21 protein-coding genes are annotated in these 19548 nt (G+C 69.5%); 10 read left to right on the top strand and 11 right to left on the bottom strand.

Annotation, left to right across the window (positions count from 1 at the left end; genetic code table 11):
* Nucleotide 1: 1 nt before the first annotated feature.
* From WG903_RS16325 to WG903_RS16340, 4 genes are all read right to left on the bottom strand, one after another.
* On the bottom strand, nt 2–1372 hold the full coding sequence (locus tag WG903_RS16325) for a tannase/feruloyl esterase family alpha/beta hydrolase (RefSeq protein WP_340077337.1): 1371 nt from the start codon (nt 1370–1372) through the stop codon (nt 2–4).
* A gap of 146 nt (nt 1373–1518) precedes the next feature.
* Complete coding sequence (locus tag WG903_RS16330; RefSeq protein ID WP_340077339.1) at nt 1519–2484, bottom strand: homocysteine S-methyltransferase family protein; 966 nt, start codon at nt 2482–2484, stop codon at nt 1519–1521.
* Nucleotides 2481–3305 (bottom strand): alpha/beta fold hydrolase, encoded by an 825-nt coding sequence (locus tag WG903_RS16335; protein ID WP_340077341.1) that lies wholly within the window; start codon nt 3303–3305, stop codon nt 2481–2483. Before WG903_RS16335 ends, WG903_RS16330 begins: the two co-directional genes overlap by 4 nt.
* Entirely contained in the window at nt 3302–4072 is a 771-nt protein-coding gene (locus WG903_RS16340) for a sterol desaturase family protein (RefSeq protein WP_340077343.1), read from the bottom strand. Before WG903_RS16340 ends, WG903_RS16335 begins: the two co-directional genes overlap by 4 nt.
* Before the next feature lie 94 nt (nt 4073–4166).
* Here WG903_RS16340 and WG903_RS16345 point away from each other — a divergent pair, with 94 nt between their 5' ends.
* Nucleotides 4167–5198 (top strand): GlxA family transcriptional regulator, encoded by a 1032-nt coding sequence (locus WG903_RS16345; protein WP_340077345.1) that lies wholly within the window; start codon nt 4167–4169, stop codon nt 5196–5198.
* 3 nt (nt 5199–5201) lie between these two features.
* Here the strand turns inward: WG903_RS16345 and WG903_RS16350 are convergent, their stop codons facing one another.
* The gene (locus WG903_RS16350) at nt 5202–6167 is read right to left on the bottom strand and encodes a tripartite tricarboxylate transporter substrate binding protein BugE (RefSeq protein ID WP_340077347.1); all 966 of its coding nucleotides are present in this window, start codon (nt 6165–6167) and stop codon (nt 5202–5204) included.
* Between the two features lie 118 nt (nt 6168–6285).
* Between WG903_RS16350 and WG903_RS16355 the strand changes: the two genes are divergently transcribed.
* On the top strand, nt 6286–7191 hold the full coding sequence (locus tag WG903_RS16355) for an AEC family transporter (protein WP_340077349.1): 906 nt from the start codon (nt 6286–6288) through the stop codon (nt 7189–7191).
* A gap of 14 nt (nt 7192–7205) precedes the next feature.
* On the opposite strand, the gene queG is transcribed toward WG903_RS16355, so the two are convergent.
* A complete protein-coding gene (gene queG / locus WG903_RS16360; protein ID WP_340077351.1) occupies nt 7206–8288 on the bottom strand; it encodes a tRNA epoxyqueuosine(34) reductase QueG in 1083 nt (360 codons plus the stop codon).
* Between the two features lie 15 nt (nt 8289–8303).
* Between queG and tsaE the strand changes: the two genes are divergently transcribed.
* The 3 genes from tsaE to WG903_RS16375 all read left to right on the top strand — a co-directional run bounded on the left by tsaE (nt 8304) and on the right by WG903_RS16375 (nt 10436).
* On the top strand, nt 8304–8759 hold the full coding sequence (gene tsaE / locus WG903_RS16365; RefSeq protein ID WP_340077353.1) for a tRNA (adenosine(37)-N6)-threonylcarbamoyltransferase complex ATPase subunit type 1 TsaE: 456 nt from the start codon (nt 8304–8306) through the stop codon (nt 8757–8759).
* Complete coding sequence (locus WG903_RS16370; RefSeq protein WP_340077355.1) at nt 8756–10063, top strand: N-acetylmuramoyl-L-alanine amidase; 1308 nt, start codon at nt 8756–8758, stop codon at nt 10061–10063. Before tsaE ends, WG903_RS16370 begins: the two co-directional genes overlap by 4 nt.
* Before the next feature lie 172 nt (nt 10064–10235).
* Complete coding sequence (locus tag WG903_RS16375) at nt 10236–10436, top strand: osmotically inducible lipoprotein OsmB (protein WP_340077357.1); 201 nt, start codon at nt 10236–10238, stop codon at nt 10434–10436.
* Here WG903_RS16375 and WG903_RS16380 read toward each other — a convergent pair.
* From WG903_RS16380 to WG903_RS16390, 3 genes are all read right to left on the bottom strand, one after another.
* The gene (locus WG903_RS16380; protein WP_340077359.1) at nt 10433–10903 is read right to left on the bottom strand and encodes an aromatic-ring-hydroxylating dioxygenase subunit beta; all 471 of its coding nucleotides are present in this window, start codon (nt 10901–10903) and stop codon (nt 10433–10435) included. The two genes, WG903_RS16375 and WG903_RS16380, sit on opposite strands and share 4 nt — an antisense overlap.
* A complete protein-coding gene (locus tag WG903_RS16385; RefSeq protein ID WP_340077361.1) occupies nt 10900–12225 on the bottom strand; it encodes an aromatic ring-hydroxylating dioxygenase subunit alpha in 1326 nt (441 codons plus the stop codon). Before WG903_RS16385 ends, WG903_RS16380 begins: the two co-directional genes overlap by 4 nt.
* Nucleotides 12226–12300: 75 nt before the next feature.
* Nucleotides 12301–12945, bottom strand: coding sequence for a VTT domain-containing protein (locus WG903_RS16390; protein WP_340077363.1), 645 nt, complete (start codon nt 12943–12945; stop codon nt 12301–12303).
* Nucleotides 12946–13013: 68 nt separating this feature from the next.
* On the opposite strand from WG903_RS16390, the gene mutL reads away from it, so the two are divergent.
* From mutL to WG903_RS16410, 4 genes are read left to right on the top strand one after another with little or no spacing between them, the layout of a single operon-like run.
* Entirely contained in the window at nt 13014–14777 is a 1764-nt protein-coding gene (mutL, locus tag WG903_RS16395) for a DNA mismatch repair endonuclease MutL (protein WP_340077365.1), read from the top strand.
* Nucleotides 14778–14808: 31 nt separating this feature from the next.
* Complete coding sequence (locus WG903_RS16400) at nt 14809–15648, top strand: alpha/beta hydrolase (RefSeq protein WP_340077367.1); 840 nt, start codon at nt 14809–14811, stop codon at nt 15646–15648.
* A gap of 25 nt (nt 15649–15673) precedes the next feature.
* On the top strand, nt 15674–16600 hold the full coding sequence (gene miaA, locus WG903_RS16405) for a tRNA (adenosine(37)-N6)-dimethylallyltransferase MiaA (RefSeq protein WP_340077369.1): 927 nt from the start codon (nt 15674–15676) through the stop codon (nt 16598–16600).
* Nucleotides 16597–17247: an ABC transporter ATP-binding protein gene (locus WG903_RS16410; RefSeq protein WP_340077371.1), complete on the top strand. Its 651-nt coding sequence runs from the start codon at nt 16597–16599 to the stop codon at nt 17245–17247. The genes miaA and WG903_RS16410 overlap by 4 nt, the downstream gene beginning before the upstream one ends.
* On the opposite strand, the gene aroD is transcribed toward WG903_RS16410, so the two are convergent.
* Both aroD and WG903_RS16420 read right to left on the bottom strand, forming a co-directional pair.
* A complete protein-coding gene (aroD, locus tag WG903_RS16415) occupies nt 17219–17992 on the bottom strand; it encodes a type I 3-dehydroquinate dehydratase (RefSeq protein WP_340077373.1) in 774 nt (257 codons plus the stop codon). The two genes, WG903_RS16410 and aroD, sit on opposite strands and share 29 nt — an antisense overlap.
* Nucleotides 17992–18948 carry a threo-3-hydroxy-L-aspartate ammonia-lyase gene (locus tag WG903_RS16420; RefSeq protein ID WP_340077375.1) on the bottom strand — a complete coding sequence of 319 codons (957 nt, stop codon included), beginning with the start codon at nt 18946–18948 and terminating at the stop codon, nt 17992–17994. Before WG903_RS16420 ends, aroD begins: the two co-directional genes overlap by 1 nt.
* Before the next feature lie 111 nt (nt 18949–19059).
* Between WG903_RS16420 and WG903_RS16425 the strand changes: the two genes are divergently transcribed.
* Entirely contained in the window at nt 19060–19542 is a 483-nt protein-coding gene (locus WG903_RS16425) for a hemerythrin domain-containing protein (protein ID WP_340077377.1), read from the top strand.
* The last annotated feature ends 6 nt before the right edge of the window (nt 19543–19548 follow it).

Below are 19548 nucleotides of genomic sequence, written 5' to 3' on the forward strand. Positions count from 1 at the left end.
CTCACTCCAGCGAGCACACGTTCGCGAGGTCGGTCCCGGCGCGCGGGATCACCTTGTTGGCCGGCGGCGCGCGCTTGCCCTTGCCTTCCACCCACGCCTCCAGCGCGATGAACGCGGCGCGGTAGCACGGCGTGATGGGCCGCAGCTTGTCGGGGAACTCGTCGTAGAGCTGGTCCACGTGGTTGCCCGCCTCCACCACGTAGTAGCGGTGCATGTTGCTGCGCCCCGCCTTGCGGATCAGTTCGGCGTAGTTGTCGGAGTTGGTGCGGATCGGCAGCAGCGAGTCGAGCGTGCCGTGCAGCGTGATCAGGGGCTTGCCGATGCGGCCCGTGACCGAGATGCGGTCCACGGCCTGCGCCACCGCGGGCGGGCGGTCGGCGTAGACGTAGTCGGCGTCGCAGTACGGCACGCCCGAGGCGCAGAAGGCGATGCCGCCGTTCAAGGCGCCGTCGTACGTCGGGTCCATCTCCTCGCGGTAGGTGCGCTGGCTCAGGTCCCAGTAGACCCCGTAGTGGTGTTCCCAGAGGAATTCCGAGCCGCGCGCGTAGCCGGCCGCGATGATCTTCTCGTACGCGGCCGAATCGCCCGTGGCGCGCCACGTGGGATACCAGCGCAGGGCCGGCGGCAGCGACGTGAGGATGTTGGGGCCCTCGGGCCGCCAGAAGACGCCTTCCCAGTCGACGCCGCCGTCGTACAGGTCCGGGCGGTTCTCGATCGCGTAGCGCGTGAGGTAGCCGCCGTTCGACAGGCCCGTCATGTACGTGTACGCGGGCAGCTTGCCGTAGCGCTGGCGCACCACTTCCTTCGCGGCGATCGTCAGCTCGGTCACGCGGCGGTGCCACTCGGCGATCGCGTCACCGGGGTTCACGCCGTCGTTCTGGAAGCTGGTGCCGCTGTTGCCCTTGTCGGTGGACGCATACGCATAGCCGCGCGCGACGAACCAGTCGGACAGGATGAAGTCGTTGGCGTACTGGCGGCGCACGCCGGGCGCGCCGGTGACCACCAGCTTGCCGTTCCAGTTGTCGGGCAGGCGGATGACGAACTGCGCGTCGTGGAACCAGCCGTAGTAGCCGTTGGTGGTGGACGTGTCGGGGAAGTAGCCGTCGACCTGGATGCCCGGCACCGCCCCCACGGGGTTGCGCGTGGCCTGCGAATGCAGCGTGCCCCAGTCGCTCGGGTCCGTGCGGTTCATCGCGATGAGGTAGCGCGTGGACAGGTCCGCCACGCAGATCGCGTCCTGCTTCTCCGCGCCGGGCACCTGGATCGCCGACATGTTCGCGCAGTTGGCCAGGGGCGCCTGCGCGTGCGCCGCGCAGGCCATCAGGGCGGCGGCCGCGGCCGCCAGCAGCTTCTTCATCGTCGTGTCTCCCATCAGCGGCCTTCTTTATAGGAACAAAGGCTCGCGGCGTGGGCCGGCGGCGTGCGCAATGTTGCACGCCGCCGCCCCCAGTGGGAGAGATTGCAAAAGCGTCCTACACGCCGGATCGCCGCGGGACGACGCGGCGGCGGGCGGTCGTCCTAGGCGGCCGCCGTGCGCCAGGCCGCGCTCATGGCCGCGACGTGGCGGTGGTCGGTGCCGCAGCAGCCGCCCAGCACGTTCAGGCGCGACAGCGGCTGGCGCAGGCGCCGGTAGCAGCCGCCCAGGTCGATGGGGTCGCCGGCATCCAGCTGTGTCATCACGTCGAGCTCCGCGTGGCTGCGCGTCGACGCATTGGCCCGCACGCCCTGGATGCGGTCGCGCCACGCGCCGGGCTCCTGGAGCACGCGCTCGAAGTGCGTCGGGTGCGCGCAGTTGACCATGTAGTAGGCGGGCTTCGCGGCGCCGCGCGCGGCGCAATCGGCGTCGACCGCCTCGATCGCCTCGCGCAGGCCTTGCCCGCTGGGCAGCTTGCCGTCGGTCTCCAGCGTGAACGAGATGGCGAAGGGGCGTTGCACACGGGCGCACGCCCGCGCCACGCCGATGGCTTCGGCGGTGGTGGTCATGGTGATCGCCGTGACCATGTCCGCGCCCGCTTCCGCCAGCGCGTCCACCTGCGGCTGGTGCGCGCGGCGCATGTCCTCCTCGGGCACGCCGCTCGCGGCCACGTAGCCGTCGCCGCGCGGGCCGACGCAGCCGCTCACGACGATGGGCCCCGCGATGCGCGCCGCGTATTCGGAGCGCAATTCGCCCATCAGCTTCACGGCTTCGCGGTTGATGCGCTGGATCGTCTCGACGTCGTGGCCGAGCTTCGCGCCCCACTGCGCGCCGGCGCGCCAGGTGGGGCTCTCGAGGATGTAGCCGGCCTCCCCTGTCGCCGCCGCGAGATCGAGGTAACGCCGGTAGTAGCGGCGCAAGGTGTCGCGGCCCTCGGGTGTGAGCATCAGCACGTACGCGGCGAACTCGGGCAGCTCCACGCCGTCCTGGTAGATCAGCACCGTCTCGATGCCGCCGTCGGTGAGGAACCAGCCGCCTTCGAGCTGGGGCAGGGATGCGTTCGCGTTCATTCGGTTGTCCTGTCGTGGGTTCGTTCGCTGTCGCGCATGAAGGCGACCAGGCGGGCCACGAAGCGCGCCGGCTGTTCCCAATGCACCGCGTGGCCGACAGCAGGATAGACGACCAGGTGCGAGCCGTGCAGCCGCGCGAGCAATTCGGCCTGGTCGGCCTTGCCGGTGAAGGCGTCCTGGTCGCCCCAGTGCAGCTGCACGGGCTTGCGGATGGATCGCGTGTCGCCGATGTCGTCCTTGAGCAGGCCCGCGCTGGCCAGGCGCCACACGTGCGCCGGGACCATCAGGCTCTGGCGGATCATGTGCTCGACGAAATCGGCGTCGACGGGCGAAGCCAGCGTGGACAGCTGGAATTCGCGCGCCAGCGCGTCGGGCACCGGGTCGGTCAAGGGCACCAGGGCCTCGCGGTAGAAAGGCTCGAAGGCCTCGTTGCGGCTGAAGCCGGCGAAGGTGCCGACGAGGACCAGCCCGCGCACGAGCCCCGGCGCGTCCACCGCCAGGCGCAGCGCGTTGGCCGTGCCCATGGAGTGGCCGACGATCCACATCGGGCCCAGGCCCATCTCGCGGATGAATTCCGCCGCGTCCCGCGCGAAGTCGGCGCTGTCGTAGCCGGCTTCGGGCTTGTCGGAGCGGCCATGGCCGCGCTGCGACAGGGCGAAGGCGTGCACGCCGTCGGGCAGCAGGGGCAGCACCGGGTCCCACGAGTGCAGCGAATCGGTCAGGCCGTGCAGGAACAGCACCGGCGTGCCGCGGCCGCGTTCGGCGACCTGCAGGGTGACGCCCGTCGCCAGGCGCACGTTGCGCAGCTGGACGGCGCTCATCGTGCCCCCTCGCGCGCACCGGCCAGGGAGAAGTCGGGCGCATGGACGTCGCGGGCAATGGCCATGTCGACCCAGCGGCCGCTGCGCTGGTCGTCAAAACCGACGCGCGGCTTGAAATGCCCGGCGGCGCGGTAGGTGCCGAAGAGGCGGTCCCACAGCGGGAAGTCGCTGTAGTTGAACGCATGGACGTCGTAGGCGTGGTGCACGCTGTGCGCCTCGGGGCGCTGCACGAACCAGCCGATCCACGCCGGCGTGCGGATGTCGGCGTGCTGGAACACGGCGTTGAAGTTGCCGATGAAGCCCACGATGGCCGCGGCCACCGGGTCGAGGCCGAGCACGGGGCCGGTGACGACGACGGCGATCACGGTGTACGCCGCCATCTCGCTCGGGTGGAAGACGAACGCGCCGGAGACGTCGAGGCGCTGCGCGCTGTGGTGCATCTGGTGGAACATGCGCCACAGGAGCGGCACGCGGTGCACGCTGCGGTGCCAGGCGTAGTTCACGAGCGTGAGCACGAGGAAGCCCACGAGCGCGCCGCCGGCCACGCCCAGCGCGGCGCCGGGCAGCAGGCTGTGCTCGAACCACGAGGCGGGCATGAGCAGCGGCAGGCCCACGCCCACGCCGGCGTAGAGGGCGACGAAGACGAGGCCGGTGGTCTTCCACAACTTCACGCGCGGCTGCCAGCGGGCGGCGGCGAAGCGTTCGAGGAGCAGGAAAACCGGGTAAGGCAGGAAGGAAGCGATGAGGAGGATGTCGGTGACTTGCATGGTTGGGGGTCGGGGTCGGGAGAAGCACGGAATCGTCCGCGAAGAGCCCGCCCTACACTGAGGTCGGTCCTGCAACAAACCGGACATTTCTGCCATGCCGACCCCCATCGAGGTCGCCCTGCTGGCGCTGCCGGAGTCGACGGCGTCCACGCTCTACGGGCTCTACGACATCCTCGCCAGCGTGCGCCGGGACTGGAGCATCCTGCACGGCGAGCAAATGCAGGACTCGCCGTTCCGCCCGCTGATCGTCAGCCCCGACGGCCGGCCGGTGGAAACCGTCAACGGCGTGGTCGTCACGCCGCACTGCGGCTTCAAGGAATGCCAGTCACCGGCCATCGCCATCGTGGCCGACCTGGTCGTCGCGCCCGACGGCGCGGCCGACGGCTTCGACGAATCCATCGCGTGGCTCCTGCGCTGCCACGAAGCGGGCGCCACGCTGGCGTCGGCCTGCTCGGGCGCCGTCCTGCTCGCGCGCACGGGCCTGCTCGACGGCCTCGAGGCCACGTCGCACTGGGCCTTCTGCGACGCGCTGCAGCGCCTGCACCCCACCACGCGCTGGTACGCGGACCGCGGCCTGGTCTCCACCGGCCCGGGCAAGCGCATCCTGATGGCGGGCAGCGGCGTGGCCTGGCACATGCTGGCGCTGGCCCTGGTCGCGCGCCATGCCGGGCCCGAGGACGCGATGCGCGTGGCGCGGATCAACCTGATGGACCTGCAGGTGTCCAGCCCGCTCGCGTACGCGTCGCTCACGCACGGCGCACGCGCGGCCGACCCGGTGATCGAGCGCGCGCAGCAATGGGTGGCGCAGCACTACGCCGAGGCGGATGCGCCCGTGGCCGACATGGCGCGCATCACGGGCCTGGCCGAGCGCACCTTCAAGCGCCGCTTCGCCGCGGCCACCGGCATGACGCCGATGGAATACATCCACCACGTGCGCCTGGAGGAGGCCAAGCACCTGCTGGAGACGGGCGACACGGCCATCGAGGCCATCGCCGTCGACGTGGGCTACAGCGACAACAGCTTCTTCACGAAGCTGTTCAAGCGCAAGGTGGGCATGACGCCGGCGAAGTACCGCCAGCGCTTCGGCAAGCTCGCGCGGGAGATCGCGGCGAGTGCCGCGACCTGAGCGTCAATCGAGCTTCAGCTTCGCGGTCTCGACGACCTTCTTGTAGACCGCGAACTCGGCCTTGATCTGCTCGCCGAACTGCTGCGGCGTGTTGCCGATGACGAGCGAGCCCGTGTCCTCGATGCGCTTGCGCACCGCCGGGTCCTGCAGCGACTTGACGACGCCGTCGTGGATCTTCGCCACCACGTCGGCCGGCAGGTTCTTCGGGCCGTAGATGCCGTAGTAGGCCATGCGGTTCACCGGCTCCAGCCCCACCTCCTTGAACGTGGGCACGTCGGGCAGCTCCTTCAGGCGCTGCGGCGCGGCCACCACGATCGGGACCAGGCGCTTGTCCTTGATGAACTGCAGCGCCGAAGGCAGGTTGTCGAAGATCATGGGCACCTGGCCCGCCACCGTGTCGTTCAGCGCCGGGCCGGCGCCGCGGTACGGGATGTGCGTGACGAAGGTGCCCGACATGCTCTTGAACAGCTCCATCTGCAGGTGCCCGATGCCGCCCGTGCCGGAGGAGGAGTACGAGTACTTGCCGGGGTTCTTCTTCAGCACCTCGAGGAAGGTCTTGTAGTCCTTCGCGGGGAAGCTCGGGTGCACCGCGATCACGTTGGGCGTGGCCGCGATGTTGGTGATGGGCGTGAAGTCGGTAACCGGGTTGTACGGGATCTTCGGGTTGATGGCCGGGTTCGCGGCCGTCGTGGAGACGGTGGCGACGCCCAGCGCGTAGCCATCGGGCACCGAGCGCGCCGTCTCGGTCGCGCCGATCACGCCGCCGCCGCCGGCCTTGTTCTCCACCACCACGGCCTGGCCCAGCGCCTTGCCGAGGGGCTCGGAGATCACGCGGGCAATGATGTCCGTGGTGCCGCCGGGCGCAAAGGGCACGACGAGGCGGACCGGCTTGTTCGGGTAGGCCTGGGCGAAGGCGGCCGGGGCGGCCAGCGTGAGTGCGGCGGTCGCGAGCCAGAGACGGCGTTTCATGGGAGCTCCTTGCATGGTGGAAAGCGATTCGGGCGTGATCGTACGGGCATCCACCGGATGAATATTTGTGGATTACACATAGGGGAAAGCCCCAACGTCGCTCCGCTATTCTGCGCGGGTGAACTTCGCGCAACTGCTCTTTCCCGACTTTTCGCTGATCCTGTGCGGGTTCCTCATCTGCCGCTTCACCCCGCTCGGCCGTGGCATCTGGGAGCCGGTCGAAAGCCTCGTCTACTACTTCCTCTTCCCGGTGCTGCTGTTCACGTCCATCGTGCGCAGCCCGCTGGACGTGCGCGAGGCATCCAGCCTCATCGGTGCAGGCCTGGCCATGGGCCTGTGCGGCATCGCCATGGCCTACGCCCTGCCCTACGTCCCTGTGCTCGGCCGTCACATCGACCGGCGCGACCATGCCGGCGCGGCGCAGGTGGCGTTCCGCTTCAATTCCTTCATCGCGCTGGCGCTCGCCGAGCGCCTGGCCGATGCGCGCGGCCTGCAGCTGATCGCGGTGCTCATCGGCTTCTGCGTGCCGCTGTTCAACGTCGGCGCGGTGTGGCCCATGGCCCGGCACGGGCAAAGCGGCTTCCTCCGGGCGTTGATCCGCAATCCCCTGATCGTCGCGACGGCAGCGGGGCTGGCTTTCAACTTCGCGGGCCTTCGCATCCCGGCGTTCGCCGAGCCGACGCTGTTGCGGATCGGGAGTGCGTCAATCGCGCTGGGCCTGATGACCGCGGGCGCGGGGCTTCACTTCGCCTCGATGGCGACGAACAAGGCGTTGACGGTGGGTGTGCTGTCCATCCGCCACTTCTTCACGCCCCTCGTTGGCTTCCTGCTCTCGCGTGCATTCGGACTTGATGATGTGCAGACCGCCATCTTGTTGGCGTTCTCCGCGCTGCCGACTGCATCGAGTTCTTATGTGCTCGCAGCCCGAATGGGCTACAACGCACCGTACGTTGCGGGGCTGGTCACTCTGTCGACGTTGCTGGGGATCGTCAGCCTGCCGTTTGCCCTCGGGCTCCTTCGCTAGGCTGGCCCGGACCGTCACTGCACCAGTGCCCACTCCACGTGCTCGCGCACCAGCGGGCTCGGATGCCCTGCCCTTGCCTGCAACGCGGCACGGATGTCCGCGTCGCGGGTTGAGCGGAGCGCATTGCCCAAACCCACGGCGATGTTCCGCAACCACCGCTCGTGCCCGATCCGCCGGATCGCGCTGCCTTCGGTGAATCGCAGGAACTCTTCTTCGGTCCACGCGAAGAGCGTCACGAGCTGCGCGCCCGACAGCCCCTCGCGTTCGTCGAAATCAGGCAAGGCGCTCTTGCGCGCGAACTTGTTCCAGGGGCAGATCAACTGGCAGTCGTCGCAGCCGTAGATGCGGTTCGCGATCAGCGGCCGCAGTTCGACGGGGATCGGCCCCGCATGCTCGATGGTCAGGTAGGAGATGCAGCGGCGCGCATCGAGCTTCATCGGCGCAACGATGGCGCTGGTCGGGCAGATGTCGATGCAGGCCTGGCAGGTGCCGCAGTGCTCGGTGACCGGTAGGCTCTCGGGCAGCTTCAGGTCGACGTAGATCTCGCCCAGGAAGAACATGGAGCCGGCCTCGCGCGAGAGCACCAGCGTGTGCTTGCCGCGCCAGCCGTGGCCGCTGCGCACGGAAAGCTCGGCTTCCAGAACCGGCGCCGAGTCGGTGAACACGCGGTGGCCGAAGGGCCCGACCGCGCTTTCGATGCGTTCGGCCAGCTTCTGCAGCCGCGAACGCATGACCTTGTGGTAGTCGCGGCCCCGCGCGTACATGGAGACGACGGCCTCGCCGGGGCGGCGCAGGCGCTCGAATTCGATGCCTTGCCAGCCGTCCGGGGTGCTGGCCGGCAGGTAGTCCATGCGGGCCGTGATCACGCTCACGGTGCCCGGGACGAGTTCGGCGGGGCGGGCCCTTTTGAGGCCGTGGAGCGCCATGTAGGCCATTTCGCCGTGAAATCCGTTGGAGAGCCAGGCTCCCAGGCCCGGTTCCGCGGAACTCAGGTCGACGCCGGCCACTCCGATGCTGGAAAATCCAAGCTCATCCGCCCAGTGGCGTATGTCCGCCACCAGCGAAGGACCATCCACCTGAACGCCATCGAACGCCACCCGCCGATTGTAGGAATGAGCGTCCGTGCGCTTTCCTGGCCGGACGAGGAGGCGACGCGCGCCTTCGCCGCCGAGCTCGCCACCCATCCCGCGCTGGCCGATGCGTTCATCGAGCTGCACGGCGACCTGGGCGCGGGCAAGACCACGTTCGTGCGCCACCTGCTGCGCGCGCTGGGCATCGGCGAGCGCATCAAGAGCCCCACGTACACGGTGATGGAGCCGCACGACGCGCCCGGCTTCACGGTCTACCACTTCGACTTCTACCGCTTCAACGACCCGCGCGAATGGAAAGACGCGGGCTTTCGCGACATCTTCGCGGGGCCGGGCCTGAAGCTGGCCGAATGGCCCGAGAAGGCGGCGGCGCTGCTGCCGGTGGCGGACCTCGTCATGCGCATCGAGGCCGATGCCGACGACACGCGCCATGTCGCCCTGCATGCGAACACGCCGCGCGGCATGGAGCTGCTGCAATGAAGCGGCGCGACCTGCTCAAGGCCGGGCCCGTGGTGCTGCTGATCGGCGCCGGGCAGATCGCGCGCGGCGCCAGCATCGTCGCCGTGCGCGTGTGGCCCGCGCCGGAGTACTCGCGCGTCACCATCGAATCGGACGCGCCGCTGAAGTCCACGCAGACGGAACTGGTCGCCCCGCCGCGCCTGGCCGTCGACATCCAGGGCCTGGAGCTGAGCGCGCAATTGAAGGAGCTGGTCGGCAAGGTGCGCGCCGACGACCCGAACATCGCCGGCATCCGCGCCTCGCAGCACGCGCCGGGCGTGGTGCGGCTGATCGTCGACCTGAAGCAGCCCGCGTCACCGCAAGTGTTCACGCTGCAGCCGGTGGCCGCGTACCAGCACCGGCTGGTGTTCGACTTCTACCCCGTCAAGCAGGTCGACCCGCTGGAGGCGCTGATCCGCGAGCGCATGCGCGACCGCCCGGGTACCAAGCCGCTGGCGCCCGAAGGCGACCCGCTCGGCGAACTGATCGCGCAGCACCAGCTGGACAAGAAACCGCCGCCCGCGCCTTTCGAGCCGACGCCGGTGGCCAAGCCCGAGAAGACCGACCGCCTCATCGTCGTCGCGCTCGACCCCGGCCACGGCGGCGAGGACCCCGGCGCCGTCGGCCCCGGCGGCACGCGCGAGAAGGACGTGGTGCTGCAGATCGCGCACCGCCTGAAGGAGCGCATCAACGCCAGTGCGATGAACGGCAGCCCCATGCGCGCCTTCCTCACGCGCGACGCCGACTTCTTCGTGCCGCTGCACGTGCGCGTGCAGAAGGCGCGGCGCGTGCAGGCCGACCTGTTCGTCAGCATCCATGCCGACGCCTTCATGACGCCCACGGCGCGCGGCGCCAGCGTGTTCGCCCTGAGCCAGGGCGGCGCGTCGAGCAGCGCGGCGCGCTGGCTCGCCGACAAGGAGAACAGGGCGGACCTGATCGGCGGCGTCAACATCAAGTCGCACGACGCGCAGGTGGCGCACGCCATGCTCGACATGAGCACCACGGCGCAGATCAAGGACAGCATGAACCTCGGCGGCGCGCTGCTCGGCGAGATCGGCGGCGTCGGCAAGCTGCACAAGGGCCAGGTGGAGCAGGCCGGCTTCGCGGTGCTGAAGGCGCCCGACATCCCCAGCGTGCTGGTGGAGACGGCCTTCATCAGCAACCCCGAGGAAGAACAGCGCCTGCGCAGCGACGCCTACCAGGACCAGCTGGCCGACGCGATCATGCGCGGCATCCACCGCTACTTCTCGAAGAACCCGCCGCTCGCGCGCAGCCGCACGGTCTGAAAGCGCGCTGGCTCAGCGTCACCGTCTGCCCGGCGGTCACTCCCCGCACCGACTCGCCGCCTCTGACCGGTCCTACACCCCGCCTGCGCCCGCCTCCCTAGAGTCGTTCGCACAGGCCGACCAAGCATGGGCCAACCCCATGCGCCTGCAGTTCAACAGAAGAGGTGTGCATATGAAGTCGATCTTTGCAGCGGCCGTGGCCGCTTCCGTCCTGGCCCTGACGGGTTGCGCTTCCATGGACCGCCAGACCGCCTACACGGTGGGTGGCGCGGCCGTCGGCGGCGTGGTGGGTGGCGCGGTTGCCGGTACGCCGGGCGCCGTGGCCGGTGCCGTGGGCGGTGGCCTGCTCGGCAACGAAGCCGCCAAGCGCTAAATCGGGTAGATCAGCGAGTTGAGCACCATCTCGCTGTCGTACACGCAAAGCCGGCTTGCGAATCGCAGGCCGGCTTCGGTGCGCACGATCTCGTCGATGTAGCGCCCCACGCTGTACACCTCGCTCGAGTCCCCCGGGCGGGTGCGGAACACGGCGTAGTTCGACTGGGCCCTCACCAGGTCACCGTCTGCGCCCAGCACCCGCGCCGGGCCTATCACGTGCCGCATGTAGTACGGCGCGTGGTAGATCGTCTGCGTCACGCCGTAGACGCGGTCCTTCATCATCCCCTTGCTCTCCAGCGCGATCAGCGCCAGCGGGAGCTTGCGGTCGAAGTTCTCGCGCGCCTGCACCTTGTAGCTGGCGCCGTCGAGAAAGAATTCCGGCCAGTCCGTGAAGCGCCCTTCGTCGAGCGCGGCGGCGTAGTCCGCGTTCAGGCGGTTGACTTGCGCTTCGAGCTCCAGGCTCATACGCCCATCACCTTGCGCCAATAGGCGTACATGCTGCGGATCAGCGTCTCGGTGACCATGTGCTCCGTGCCGCCCGTCCCTGTGCCGCCCAGCTCGCACAGCGTCTCGCCGCCCTCGCCCGCCTGCGCGAAGCCGCGTTGCGACAGCTCGATCACCTCGCCGTCATCCGCGCTCACGAACCCCGCGGGCCCGAACAGGTTGGCCTGGCGCAGGCGGCGCTGCGTCATCTCCGGCGTGTCGTCGGCGAAACCGAAGTGCGTCCAGACGAAGTCGAATTCGCCTTCGCCGCGCGGGACGATGTGCCGGGTGGACAGCGAGTTGACCTGCTGCTGGATGATCAGCGAGGGGAACAGCGTGATCATCGTGACGGTGGGCGTGATCTCGACGCCGGGGTTGGACGGGTCGGGCACCTTCCACCACGCCTCGGGCACCACGTCGAGCAGGCGCGTGTCGTTCAGTGCCATGTCGGCCTTGAACGAGGTCACGCCCTGCGTCACCGTCTTGTTCTCGCCGCCGTCGTTGCGGCGCGAGATCATCACCGCGTGCCGGCCATGGTCGTCCATGACCATGCGGCTTTTCTGGTCGGCGCGCCACAGGCCGAAGGTGACGAACCAGGTGTGCAGCAGGCCGGGGTGGTACGGGTCCTTGATGTTCTCCATCATCAATTTCCAGTTGCCCGGGATGCGCTGGCGGTTGTAGCCCAGCAGCGTGAGCTCTCGCCCCTTGAAGATCCGGTCCAGCCACGGCATCACGTTCGGGCCGATGTAGTCCTCGAACGCCGGTGCCGTCTCGCTGAACGTCGCGAAGACGAGGCCATGCAGCACCGCAACCCGCAGCTTCGCCAACCCGTGCTGCTTCAGGTCGAAGTCCGCCGGCATGCCGCCGTTGACGCAAGCCTCGCCCGCATCGTCGGTGGCCGGCACGCCGTCCTTGAACGGCAGGCCCGCCAGGTCGCCATTGAGCTTGTACGTCCACTGGTGGTAGGGGCAGACGAAGCTGCGCGCGTTGCCATGCGGCTGCTGGCAGAAGCGCACGCCGCGGTGGGCGCAGCGGTTCTCCACCACGCGGATGCCCCTGTCCGTGGCGCGGTCCTTCGGCGCGACGCGGTCGCGCACCAGGATCACCTGGCGCTCGCCGACCCAGGTCAGTTTGAAGTCACCGGTGTTGGGGATCTCGATGGCCAGGCCCACGTAGCTCCAGTGGTCGCCGTAGAAGATCTTCTCCAGCTCGCGCTGGTACAGCTGCGTGTCGGTGTAGGCCCAGAAAGGCACGCGGCTGGATTCGGGGCGGTTCCAGCGCGACAGGGTGGCGGGCGCGTTCATGGCGGGGTCTCCGGCGCCAATCATAAGCATTCTTACTAATTGGAGCCACCGGGCCCCGGCCGGGGCCGCGCGGCGTCAGGCGGGCGCCCGGCGCCGCGCCTTCCAGGCGCCGAAAAGCACGATCACACCCGGGATGAGGATCATCGCCCAGATGATCTTCTCCAGGTTGTCCTTCACCCACGGCACGCTGCCGAACAGGTAGCCCGCGGTGACGATGCTGCCTACCCACAGCGCGCCGCCGGTCACGTCGTAGAACGTGAACTTGCCGCGCGTCATGTCGGCCACGCCGGCGACGAAGGGCGCGAAGGTGCGCAGGAAAGGCATGAACCGCGCCAGCACGATCGTGATGCCGCCGTACTTCTCGTAGAAGGCGTGCGCCTGGTTGAACGCGCGCTTGTTGAAATAGCGCGAGTCCTCCCACTGGAACACCTTCGGGCCGAAGTAATGGCCGATCGTGTAGTTGCTCTGGTTGCCCAGGATCGCCGCCGCCGTCAGCAGCACCACCGACAGCGGGTAGCTCATGAGGCCGACGCCGCACATCGCACCCACGACGAACAACAGCGAGTCGCCGGGCAGGAAGGGCATGACGACGACGCCGGTTTCGACGAAGATGATCAGGAACAGCAGCGCGTACACCCACGCCCCGTAATTGGCCACGAAAGTCTCCAGGTGCTTGTCCACGTGGAGGATGAAGTCGGCCAGGAGCATGACGAATTCCATGGTCCGGGATCATACGGTTCGGCGCGCCCGCGCACGGGCGCGGCACCCCACCTAGAATCGCCTCATCCATGAGCGCCGTCCTGTCCCCCGCCCCGCGCCGGCCCATCCGGGAGCTGCCCGACGAGCTCATCAGCCAGATCGCGGCGGGCGAGGTGGTGGAGCGGCCCGCATCGGTCGTTCGCGAGCTGGTCGACAACGCGCTGGATTCGGGCGCGACCCAGGTCACGGTGCGGCTGCAGGCCGGCGGCGTGCGGCTGGTGAGCGTCGAGGACGACGGCTGCGGCATCGCGCGCGAGGAGCTGCCGCTGGCGCTGCGCCGGCATGCGACGAGCAAGATCGCGTCGCTGCAGGACCTGGAATCGGTGCACACCATGGGCTTCCGCGGCGAGGCGCTGGCGGCGATCGCCTCGGTGGCCGAGGTGACGCTGCTGTCGCGCCCCGCCGAACAGGCCACGGCCTTCCTGCTCGACGCACGCACCGGCGAGCTGCGCCCGGCGGCGCGGGCCACCGGCACCACGGTGGAAGTGCGCGAGCTCTTCTTCGCCACGCCGGCGCGGCGCAAGTTCCTCAAGACCGACACCACCGAGCTGGCCCATTGCATCGAGGCCGTGCGCCGCCATGCGCTGGCGCGGCCCGCGGTGGGCTTCGCCGTGTGGCACGACGGAAAACTCGCCGAGCAGTGGCGCCCCGCCACGCGCGAGCAGCGCCTCGCGGACGTGCTGGGCAGCGAGCTCGTCGGCCAGAGCGTGGAACTGTCGTATGCCGCCGGGCCGATCCGCGTGAGCGGGCGCGCGGGCATCCCCGATGCCGCGCGGGCGCGCGCCGACCAGCAGTTCGCGTACGTCAACGGCCGCTTCGTGCGCGACAAGGTGCTGGCGCACGCGGCGCGCAGCGCCTACGAGGACGTGCTGCACGGCCAGCGCCAGCCGGTGTACGCGATCTACGTCGACATCGACCCGGCGCGCGTGGACGTGAACGTGCACCCGACCAAGATCGAGGTGCGCTTCCGCGACGGGCGCGAGGTGCACCAGGCGGTGCGGCATGCGATCGAGAATGCGCTGGCGGCGCCGCGGGCGGGGACGGGTGTCGTCACGCCGCTGGTGCCCGCAAGCGCGCCGGTGCAGGGGTGGCAGCAGCCGGGGATGGACCTGGGGCACCGGGTGAGCGATGTCGCCGCGTTGTGGGAAACGACGGCGGCAGAAGAGAAGACACTGGATCCCGGCCTGCGCCGGGATGACCCGGAGGAAGTCTGGCCGCTGGGGCGCGCGATCGCGCAGCTGCAGGGCATCTACATCCTGGCGGAGAACGCGCAGGGCCTCGTGATCGTCGACATGCACGCGGCGCACGAGCGCATCGTGTACGAGCGCCTGAAGCGCCAGATGGACAGCGACCGCATCGCGAGCCAGCCGCTCCTGATCCCCGCCACCTTCGCCGCGACGCCGCAGGAGGTCGCGACCGCCGAGGCCTGCGGCGACGCGCTGCAGCAGCTGGGCATCGAGATCACGCCCTTTTCGGCCAAGACGCTGGCCGTGCGCGCGGTGCCCACCTCGCTCGCGCAGGGCGACGCCGTCGAACTGGCGCGCAGCGTGCTCGCCGAACTCGCGCAGCACGACGCCAGCACCGTCATCCAGCGCGCGCAGAACGAGCTGCTGGGCACCATGGCCTGCCACGGCGCGGTCCGCGCCAACCGCAAGCTGACCCTCGACGAGATGAACGCCCTGTTGCGGCAGATGGAGGAGACCGAGCGCTCCGACCAGTGCAACCACGGCCGCCCCACCTGGCGGCAGCTCACCGTGCGCGAGCTCGACGCCCTCTTCCTGCGCGGGCGCTGAACTTTTGCCGCAAGCGCGACTCAGCCATTCCATGAAGCGCTGGACCGTCCTAGCCGCCGCCGCCTTGGCCGCCCTCGTGGCGGTCGGCTGCGGCAGCCTGGACGAGCGCCAGCGCGCCTGGATCTTCCAGCCCAGCGACTCGTCCTGGGGTTACAGCGCCGAGATGGCCAGGAGCATGTCGCACGAGTGGATCGCGTTCGACTCGGAAGTCACCGGCGAGCCCGCCCGCCTGCACGCCCTGTGGGCCGAGAACAAGGCGCACCGCGACGCCCCCGTGCTGCTGTACCTGCACGGCGCACGCTGGAACGTCGAAGGCTCCTCGCCGCGCATCCGCCGCCTGCAGGACATGGGCTTCTCCGTGCTGGCCATCGACTACCGGGGTTTCGGCAAGAGCTCGCCGGGCCTGCCGTCCGAAGCGACGGCCTACGAGGACGCGCGCGCAGCCTGGCGCTGGCTCGCCGCGAAGTACCCGCAGCGCCAGCGCTTCATCTTCGGCCATTCGCTGGGCGGCGCGGTGGCCATCGACCTCGCCTCGCAGGTCGAGGACGAGCGCGGCACCATCGTCGAAGCCACCTTCACCTCCATCCCCGACGTCGCGAGCACGATGAAGTTCGGCTGGCTGCCGATCGGCCCGCTGATCACGCAGCGCTTCGATTCGGCCAGCAAGGTGGCGCGCATCGGCTCGCCGCTGCTGGTGGTGCACGGCGACAACGACAACCTCATCGCCATCGAGCTGGGCCGGCGCCTGTACGAGGCCGCAACGGGCACCAAGCGCTTCCTGCAAGTGGAAGGCGGCTCGCACCACAGCACCATGGCCATCGGCTTCGACCAGTACCGCCAGGCGCTCGCCGAAGTCTTCAGCCTGCGCTAGCGGCGGCGGTGCTACGCTCGGGCGCATGCCGCCCGTCCCACGCGCGTTCGCCCTCGCCGGCCCGACAGCATCGGGCAAGACGGCGGCTGCGCTCGCGCTGGCGCTCGAGCACGATGCCGAGATCATCAGTGTCGATTCGGCCCTGGTCTACCGCGGCATGGACATAGGCACCGCCAAGCCCAGCGCCGAGGAACGCGCGCAGGTGCCGCACCACCTCATCGACATCCGCGACCCGCGCGATCCCTACAGCGCCGCCGATTTCGTGCGCGACGCGCAGCAGCTCATCGCGCAGGTCAACGCCCGCGGCAAGCCCGCGCTGCTGGTCGGCGGGACGATGCTGTACTTCAAGGCGCTGTTCGAGGGGCTGGACGAGATGCCACCCGCCAACCCCGAGGTGCGCGCGCAGATCGAGGCCGACGCAGCGGAGCGCGGCTGGCCGGCCTTGCACGAGGTGCTGGCGCTGCGCGACCCCGAGACCGCCGCGCGCCTGTCGCCCAACGATTCGCAGCGCATCCAGCGCGCACTCGAGGTGCTGCGCACCACCGGCAAGCCCATCTCCAGCTTCCACGGCCAGCGCACCGAGCCCATGCCGCAGATGCCGCTGTTCTCGCTGGAGCCGGTCGACCGCGCGTGGCTGCATGCCCGCATCGAGCAGCGTTTCGACGCGATGCTGGCCGCAGGCTTCCTCGACGAGGTGAAGCGGCTGCGCGCGCGCGGCGACCTCGACGCCGAGATGCCCAGCATGCGCTGCGTCGGCTACCGCCAGGCGTGGGAAGCGCTGGCCGGCGACACGCCGATGGACGACCTGCGCGACCGCGGCATCTTCGCGACGCGGCAGCTCGCCAAGCGCCAGCTCACTTGGCTGCGCGGCATGCCGCAGCGCGTCGTGGTGGCCGCCGATGCGCCCGACGCCATCGGGCAGCTCGCGGCCCGGGTGCGCGAAGCCTCATGAGCCTGCAGCTGCGCGGCTTGGCCAAGCGCTACGGCGACGCGCCGGTGTTCGCCAACGTGTCGCTGGACGTCGCGCCAGGTGAGTTCGTGGCCATCGCCGGCGAATCGGGCGTGGGCAAGTCCACGCTGCTCAATTGCATCGCGGGGCTGGAGGACTGGGACGAAGGCAGGATCGCGCTCGACGGCGAGGACATCGGCGCGCTGTCGCCCGATGGCCGCGCCCTGCTGCGGCGCAAACGCGTGGGCTTCGTCTTCCAGGCCTTCCACGTGCTGCCGCACCTGAACGTGGCGCAGAACGTCGCGTTGCCCTTGCTGCTTCTGAATGCTCCCGACGATGCGCGGGTGCAGGCCATGCTCGATGCCGTGGGCCTTGGGGGACTGGGTGAGCGCCTGCCGCAGCAGCTCTCGGGCGGGCAGCTGCAGCGCGTGGCCATCGCGCGAGCGCTCGTGCACCGGCCCGCGCTGCTGCTGGCGGACGAACCGACGGGCAACCTCGACCCGGCGACGGCGGGCAAGGTGATGGACGTGCTGGCCTCGCAGGCCCGTGAGAACGGCGCTTCGCTCGTGCTGGTGACCCACTCCGAAGCAGCGGCGGCCCGTGCCGGCCGCGTGCTGGTGCTCACGCCTTCGGGGATTGCGCCCGCTTGAGCGCCTCGACGACGAAGCGCACGTCCTCGATGGGCATCTGCCCCGGCGCCGAGCTGCTGCGGCCCACGGCAAAGGTCATCGCCGAGCCGAACACCCAGCCGGCCGTGCGCGTGACGGCGCCGAGCGGCCCCATCGCCATGCTCACCACGGGGATCGGCAGCTCGTGCGCCGCCTGCTGCGTGGCCGCCATCAGCCCCAGCACGTCGGCCGGGGACTGCGGCATGACGGCGACCTTCGCGACGTCGGCGCCCAGCGTGTAGGCGCGCTCGAAACGCGCGACGAGGTCCTGCACGGACGGAGTCGCGCGGAAATTGTGGAAGGACAGCACGGTCATCGCCCCCGCATCCTTCGCCGCCATCTGGACGGTGCGCAGGTGCGAAGCCTCGCTTTCCATCTCGACGTCGACCAGGTCCGCGAGGCCGCCCGCGCACACCTCGCCATAGAGGTCGACGATGTACTCCTCGCTGACCGGGATGCGCTCGCCGCCTTCGCGCACGCTGCGGCGCGTGAAGAGGATGGGGATGCCATTCGCGGCAGCGCGCAGGTCCCTGGCTGCTGCCAGGACCGCCCGCATGTCGCCGATGGCGGAGAAGAAGTCGACACGCCATTCGAGCAGGTCGGGCTTCTTGGCGGCGACGGCCGCGCACTCCTCCTGGAGGTCGGAGGCGGTACGCGCAACGAGCGGCGCGCAGACGGCGGGGAACGCGAGCTCGCCGTGGCGGGTGACGATGGGCCGCGCCGCCATCACGCCGCCAGCTGCGCGAAACGCGCGAGGTCGACGTTGCCGCCGCTGACGAGGATGCCCACGCGCTTGCCCGCGATGGCCACGCCGCCGTGGAGCGCGCCCGCCAGGCCGAGGCAGCCCGTGGGCTCGACGATCATCTTCATGCGGCCGGCGAAGAAGCGCATGCACTCGACCAGCTGCGCATCGGTGGCCGTGAGCACGTCCGTCACGTCGCGGCGGATCACGCCGAAGGTGTACTGGCCCAGGTGCTGCGTCTGCGCGCCGTCGGCGATGGTCTTGGGCACGGGGATGTCGACGATCTCGCCTTTGCGGAAGGACTGCTGGCCGTCGTTGCCCGCCTCGGGCTCCACGCCGTAGATGCGGCAGTTGGGCGCCAGCGCCCGCGCCGCGAGCGCACTGCCCGACAGCAGGCCGCCGCCGCCCAGCGGCGTGAAGAGGAAGTCGAGCTCGCCCACCTCGTCGATGAGTTCCTTGACCGCGGTCCCCTGCCCCACCAGCACGTCGGGGTGGTCGTAGGGCGGGATCAGCGTCATGCCGCGCTGTGCTGCGACTTCCTTCGTGAGCGCTTCGCGGTCGACCTTGTAGCGGTCGAAGGTGATCACCTCCGCGCCGTAGCCACGCGTGGCGTCGAGCTTGGCTTGCGGCGCGTCCAGCGGCATGAGGATGACGGCGGGGATGCCGAGCAGCTTCGCGGCGAGCGCGATGGCCTGCGCATGGTTGCCGGAGGAGAACGCGATCACCCCGGCACGCTTTTGCTGCGGCGTGAATTTGGACAAGGCGTTGTACGCACCACGGAACTTGAAGGCGCCCATGCGCTGGAAGTTCTCGCACTTGAAATACAGCTGCGCTCCCGCCAGCGCGTCGGCCGTGCTCGAACGCAGCACGGGCGTGCGGTGGGCCGCGCCTTCGATGCGCCGCGCGGCGGCAGCGACGTCTTCGTATGTGGGCAAATCCATCAGGCCGCTAGCTTAGCTCAACGGCCGATGTACCGACGTTTTCCTACAGGTCGCGCCATGGCGGCTCGCCATGATGGACGAATCCCGATTTTCCCAACAGGAGACCTACCCATGGCAACCCGTGAAAAAGACGCGTGCGACCTGCTCGACGCGGACCACAAGAACGTGAAGAAGATGTTCAAGGAGTACGAAGAGCTTGCCGGTTCGCGCGCGCGCAGCGCCGCGCAGAAGAAGATGGACCTGGCCCGCCAGATCTGCATGGAGCTCACCGTGCATGCCCAGGTCGAGGAAGAGATCTTCTACCCCGCCCTGCGCGAGGCGATCAAGGACACCGACCTCATCGACGAGGCCACGGTGGAACACCAGACCGCCAAGGACCTCATCGCGCAGATCCAGCAGGCCGGCGAGGCCGACGACATGTTCGACGCCAAGGTCAAGGTGCTGGGCGAGTACATCGACCACCACGTGAAGGAAGAGCGCGGCGAGATGTTCCCGAAGGCCCGTTCCGCCCGCAAGCTGGACCTCGTCGCCATGCGCGACGAGATCGAGGCGCGCAAGGAGGAACTGATGGCCGAGATGGGGGCGGTCGCCTAGCCCGCG

The sequence above is a fragment of the Ramlibacter sp. PS4R-6 genome (assembly GCF_037572775.1).
GTDB lineage: Bacteria > Pseudomonadota > Gammaproteobacteria > Burkholderiales > Burkholderiaceae_C > Ramlibacter.

What these genes read in the sequence shown, in the direction of transcription:
- WG903_RS16325 (WP_340077337.1), bottom strand. Translation starts at nt 1,372, where the DNA reads ATGGGAGACACGACGATGAAGAAGCTGCTGGCGGCCGCGGCCGCCGCC.
- WG903_RS16330 (WP_340077339.1), bottom strand. Translation starts at nt 2,484, where the DNA reads ATGAACGCGAACGCATCCCTGCCCCAGCTCGAAGGCGGCTGGTTCCTC.
- WG903_RS16335 (WP_340077341.1), bottom strand. Translation starts at nt 3,305, where the DNA reads ATGAGCGCCGTCCAGCTGCGCAACGTGCGCCTGGCGACGGGCGTCACC.
- WG903_RS16340 (WP_340077343.1), bottom strand. Translation starts at nt 4,072, where the DNA reads ATGCAAGTCACCGACATCCTCCTCATCGCTTCCTTCCTGCCTTACCCG.
- WG903_RS16345 (WP_340077345.1), top strand. Translation starts at nt 4,167, where the DNA reads ATGCCGACCCCCATCGAGGTCGCCCTGCTGGCGCTGCCGGAGTCGACG.
- WG903_RS16350 (WP_340077347.1), bottom strand. Translation starts at nt 6,167, where the DNA reads ATGAAACGCCGTCTCTGGCTCGCGACCGCCGCACTCACGCTGGCCGCC.
- tsaE (WP_340077353.1), top strand. Translation starts at nt 8,304, where the DNA reads ATGAGCGTCCGTGCGCTTTCCTGGCCGGACGAGGAGGCGACGCGCGCC.
- WG903_RS16370 (WP_340077355.1), top strand. Translation starts at nt 8,756, where the DNA reads ATGAAGCGGCGCGACCTGCTCAAGGCCGGGCCCGTGGTGCTGCTGATC.
- WG903_RS16375 (WP_340077357.1), top strand. Translation starts at nt 10,236, where the DNA reads ATGAAGTCGATCTTTGCAGCGGCCGTGGCCGCTTCCGTCCTGGCCCTG.
- WG903_RS16380 (WP_340077359.1), bottom strand. Translation starts at nt 10,903, where the DNA reads ATGAGCCTGGAGCTCGAAGCGCAAGTCAACCGCCTGAACGCGGACTAC.
- WG903_RS16385 (WP_340077361.1), bottom strand. Translation starts at nt 12,225, where the DNA reads ATGAACGCGCCCGCCACCCTGTCGCGCTGGAACCGCCCCGAATCCAGC.
- WG903_RS16390 (WP_340077363.1), bottom strand. Translation starts at nt 12,945, where the DNA reads ATGGAATTCGTCATGCTCCTGGCCGACTTCATCCTCCACGTGGACAAG.
- mutL (WP_340077365.1), top strand. Translation starts at nt 13,014, where the DNA reads ATGAGCGCCGTCCTGTCCCCCGCCCCGCGCCGGCCCATCCGGGAGCTG.
- WG903_RS16400 (WP_340077367.1), top strand. Translation starts at nt 14,809, where the DNA reads ATGAAGCGCTGGACCGTCCTAGCCGCCGCCGCCTTGGCCGCCCTCGTG.
- miaA (WP_340077369.1), top strand. Translation starts at nt 15,674, where the DNA reads ATGCCGCCCGTCCCACGCGCGTTCGCCCTCGCCGGCCCGACAGCATCG.
- WG903_RS16410 (WP_340077371.1), top strand. Translation starts at nt 16,597, where the DNA reads ATGAGCCTGCAGCTGCGCGGCTTGGCCAAGCGCTACGGCGACGCGCCG.
- aroD (WP_340077373.1), bottom strand. Translation starts at nt 17,992, where the DNA reads ATGGCGGCGCGGCCCATCGTCACCCGCCACGGCGAGCTCGCGTTCCCC.
- WG903_RS16420 (WP_340077375.1), bottom strand. Translation starts at nt 18,948, where the DNA reads ATGGATTTGCCCACATACGAAGACGTCGCTGCCGCCGCGCGGCGCATC.
- WG903_RS16425 (WP_340077377.1), top strand. Translation starts at nt 19,060, where the DNA reads ATGGCAACCCGTGAAAAAGACGCGTGCGACCTGCTCGACGCGGACCAC.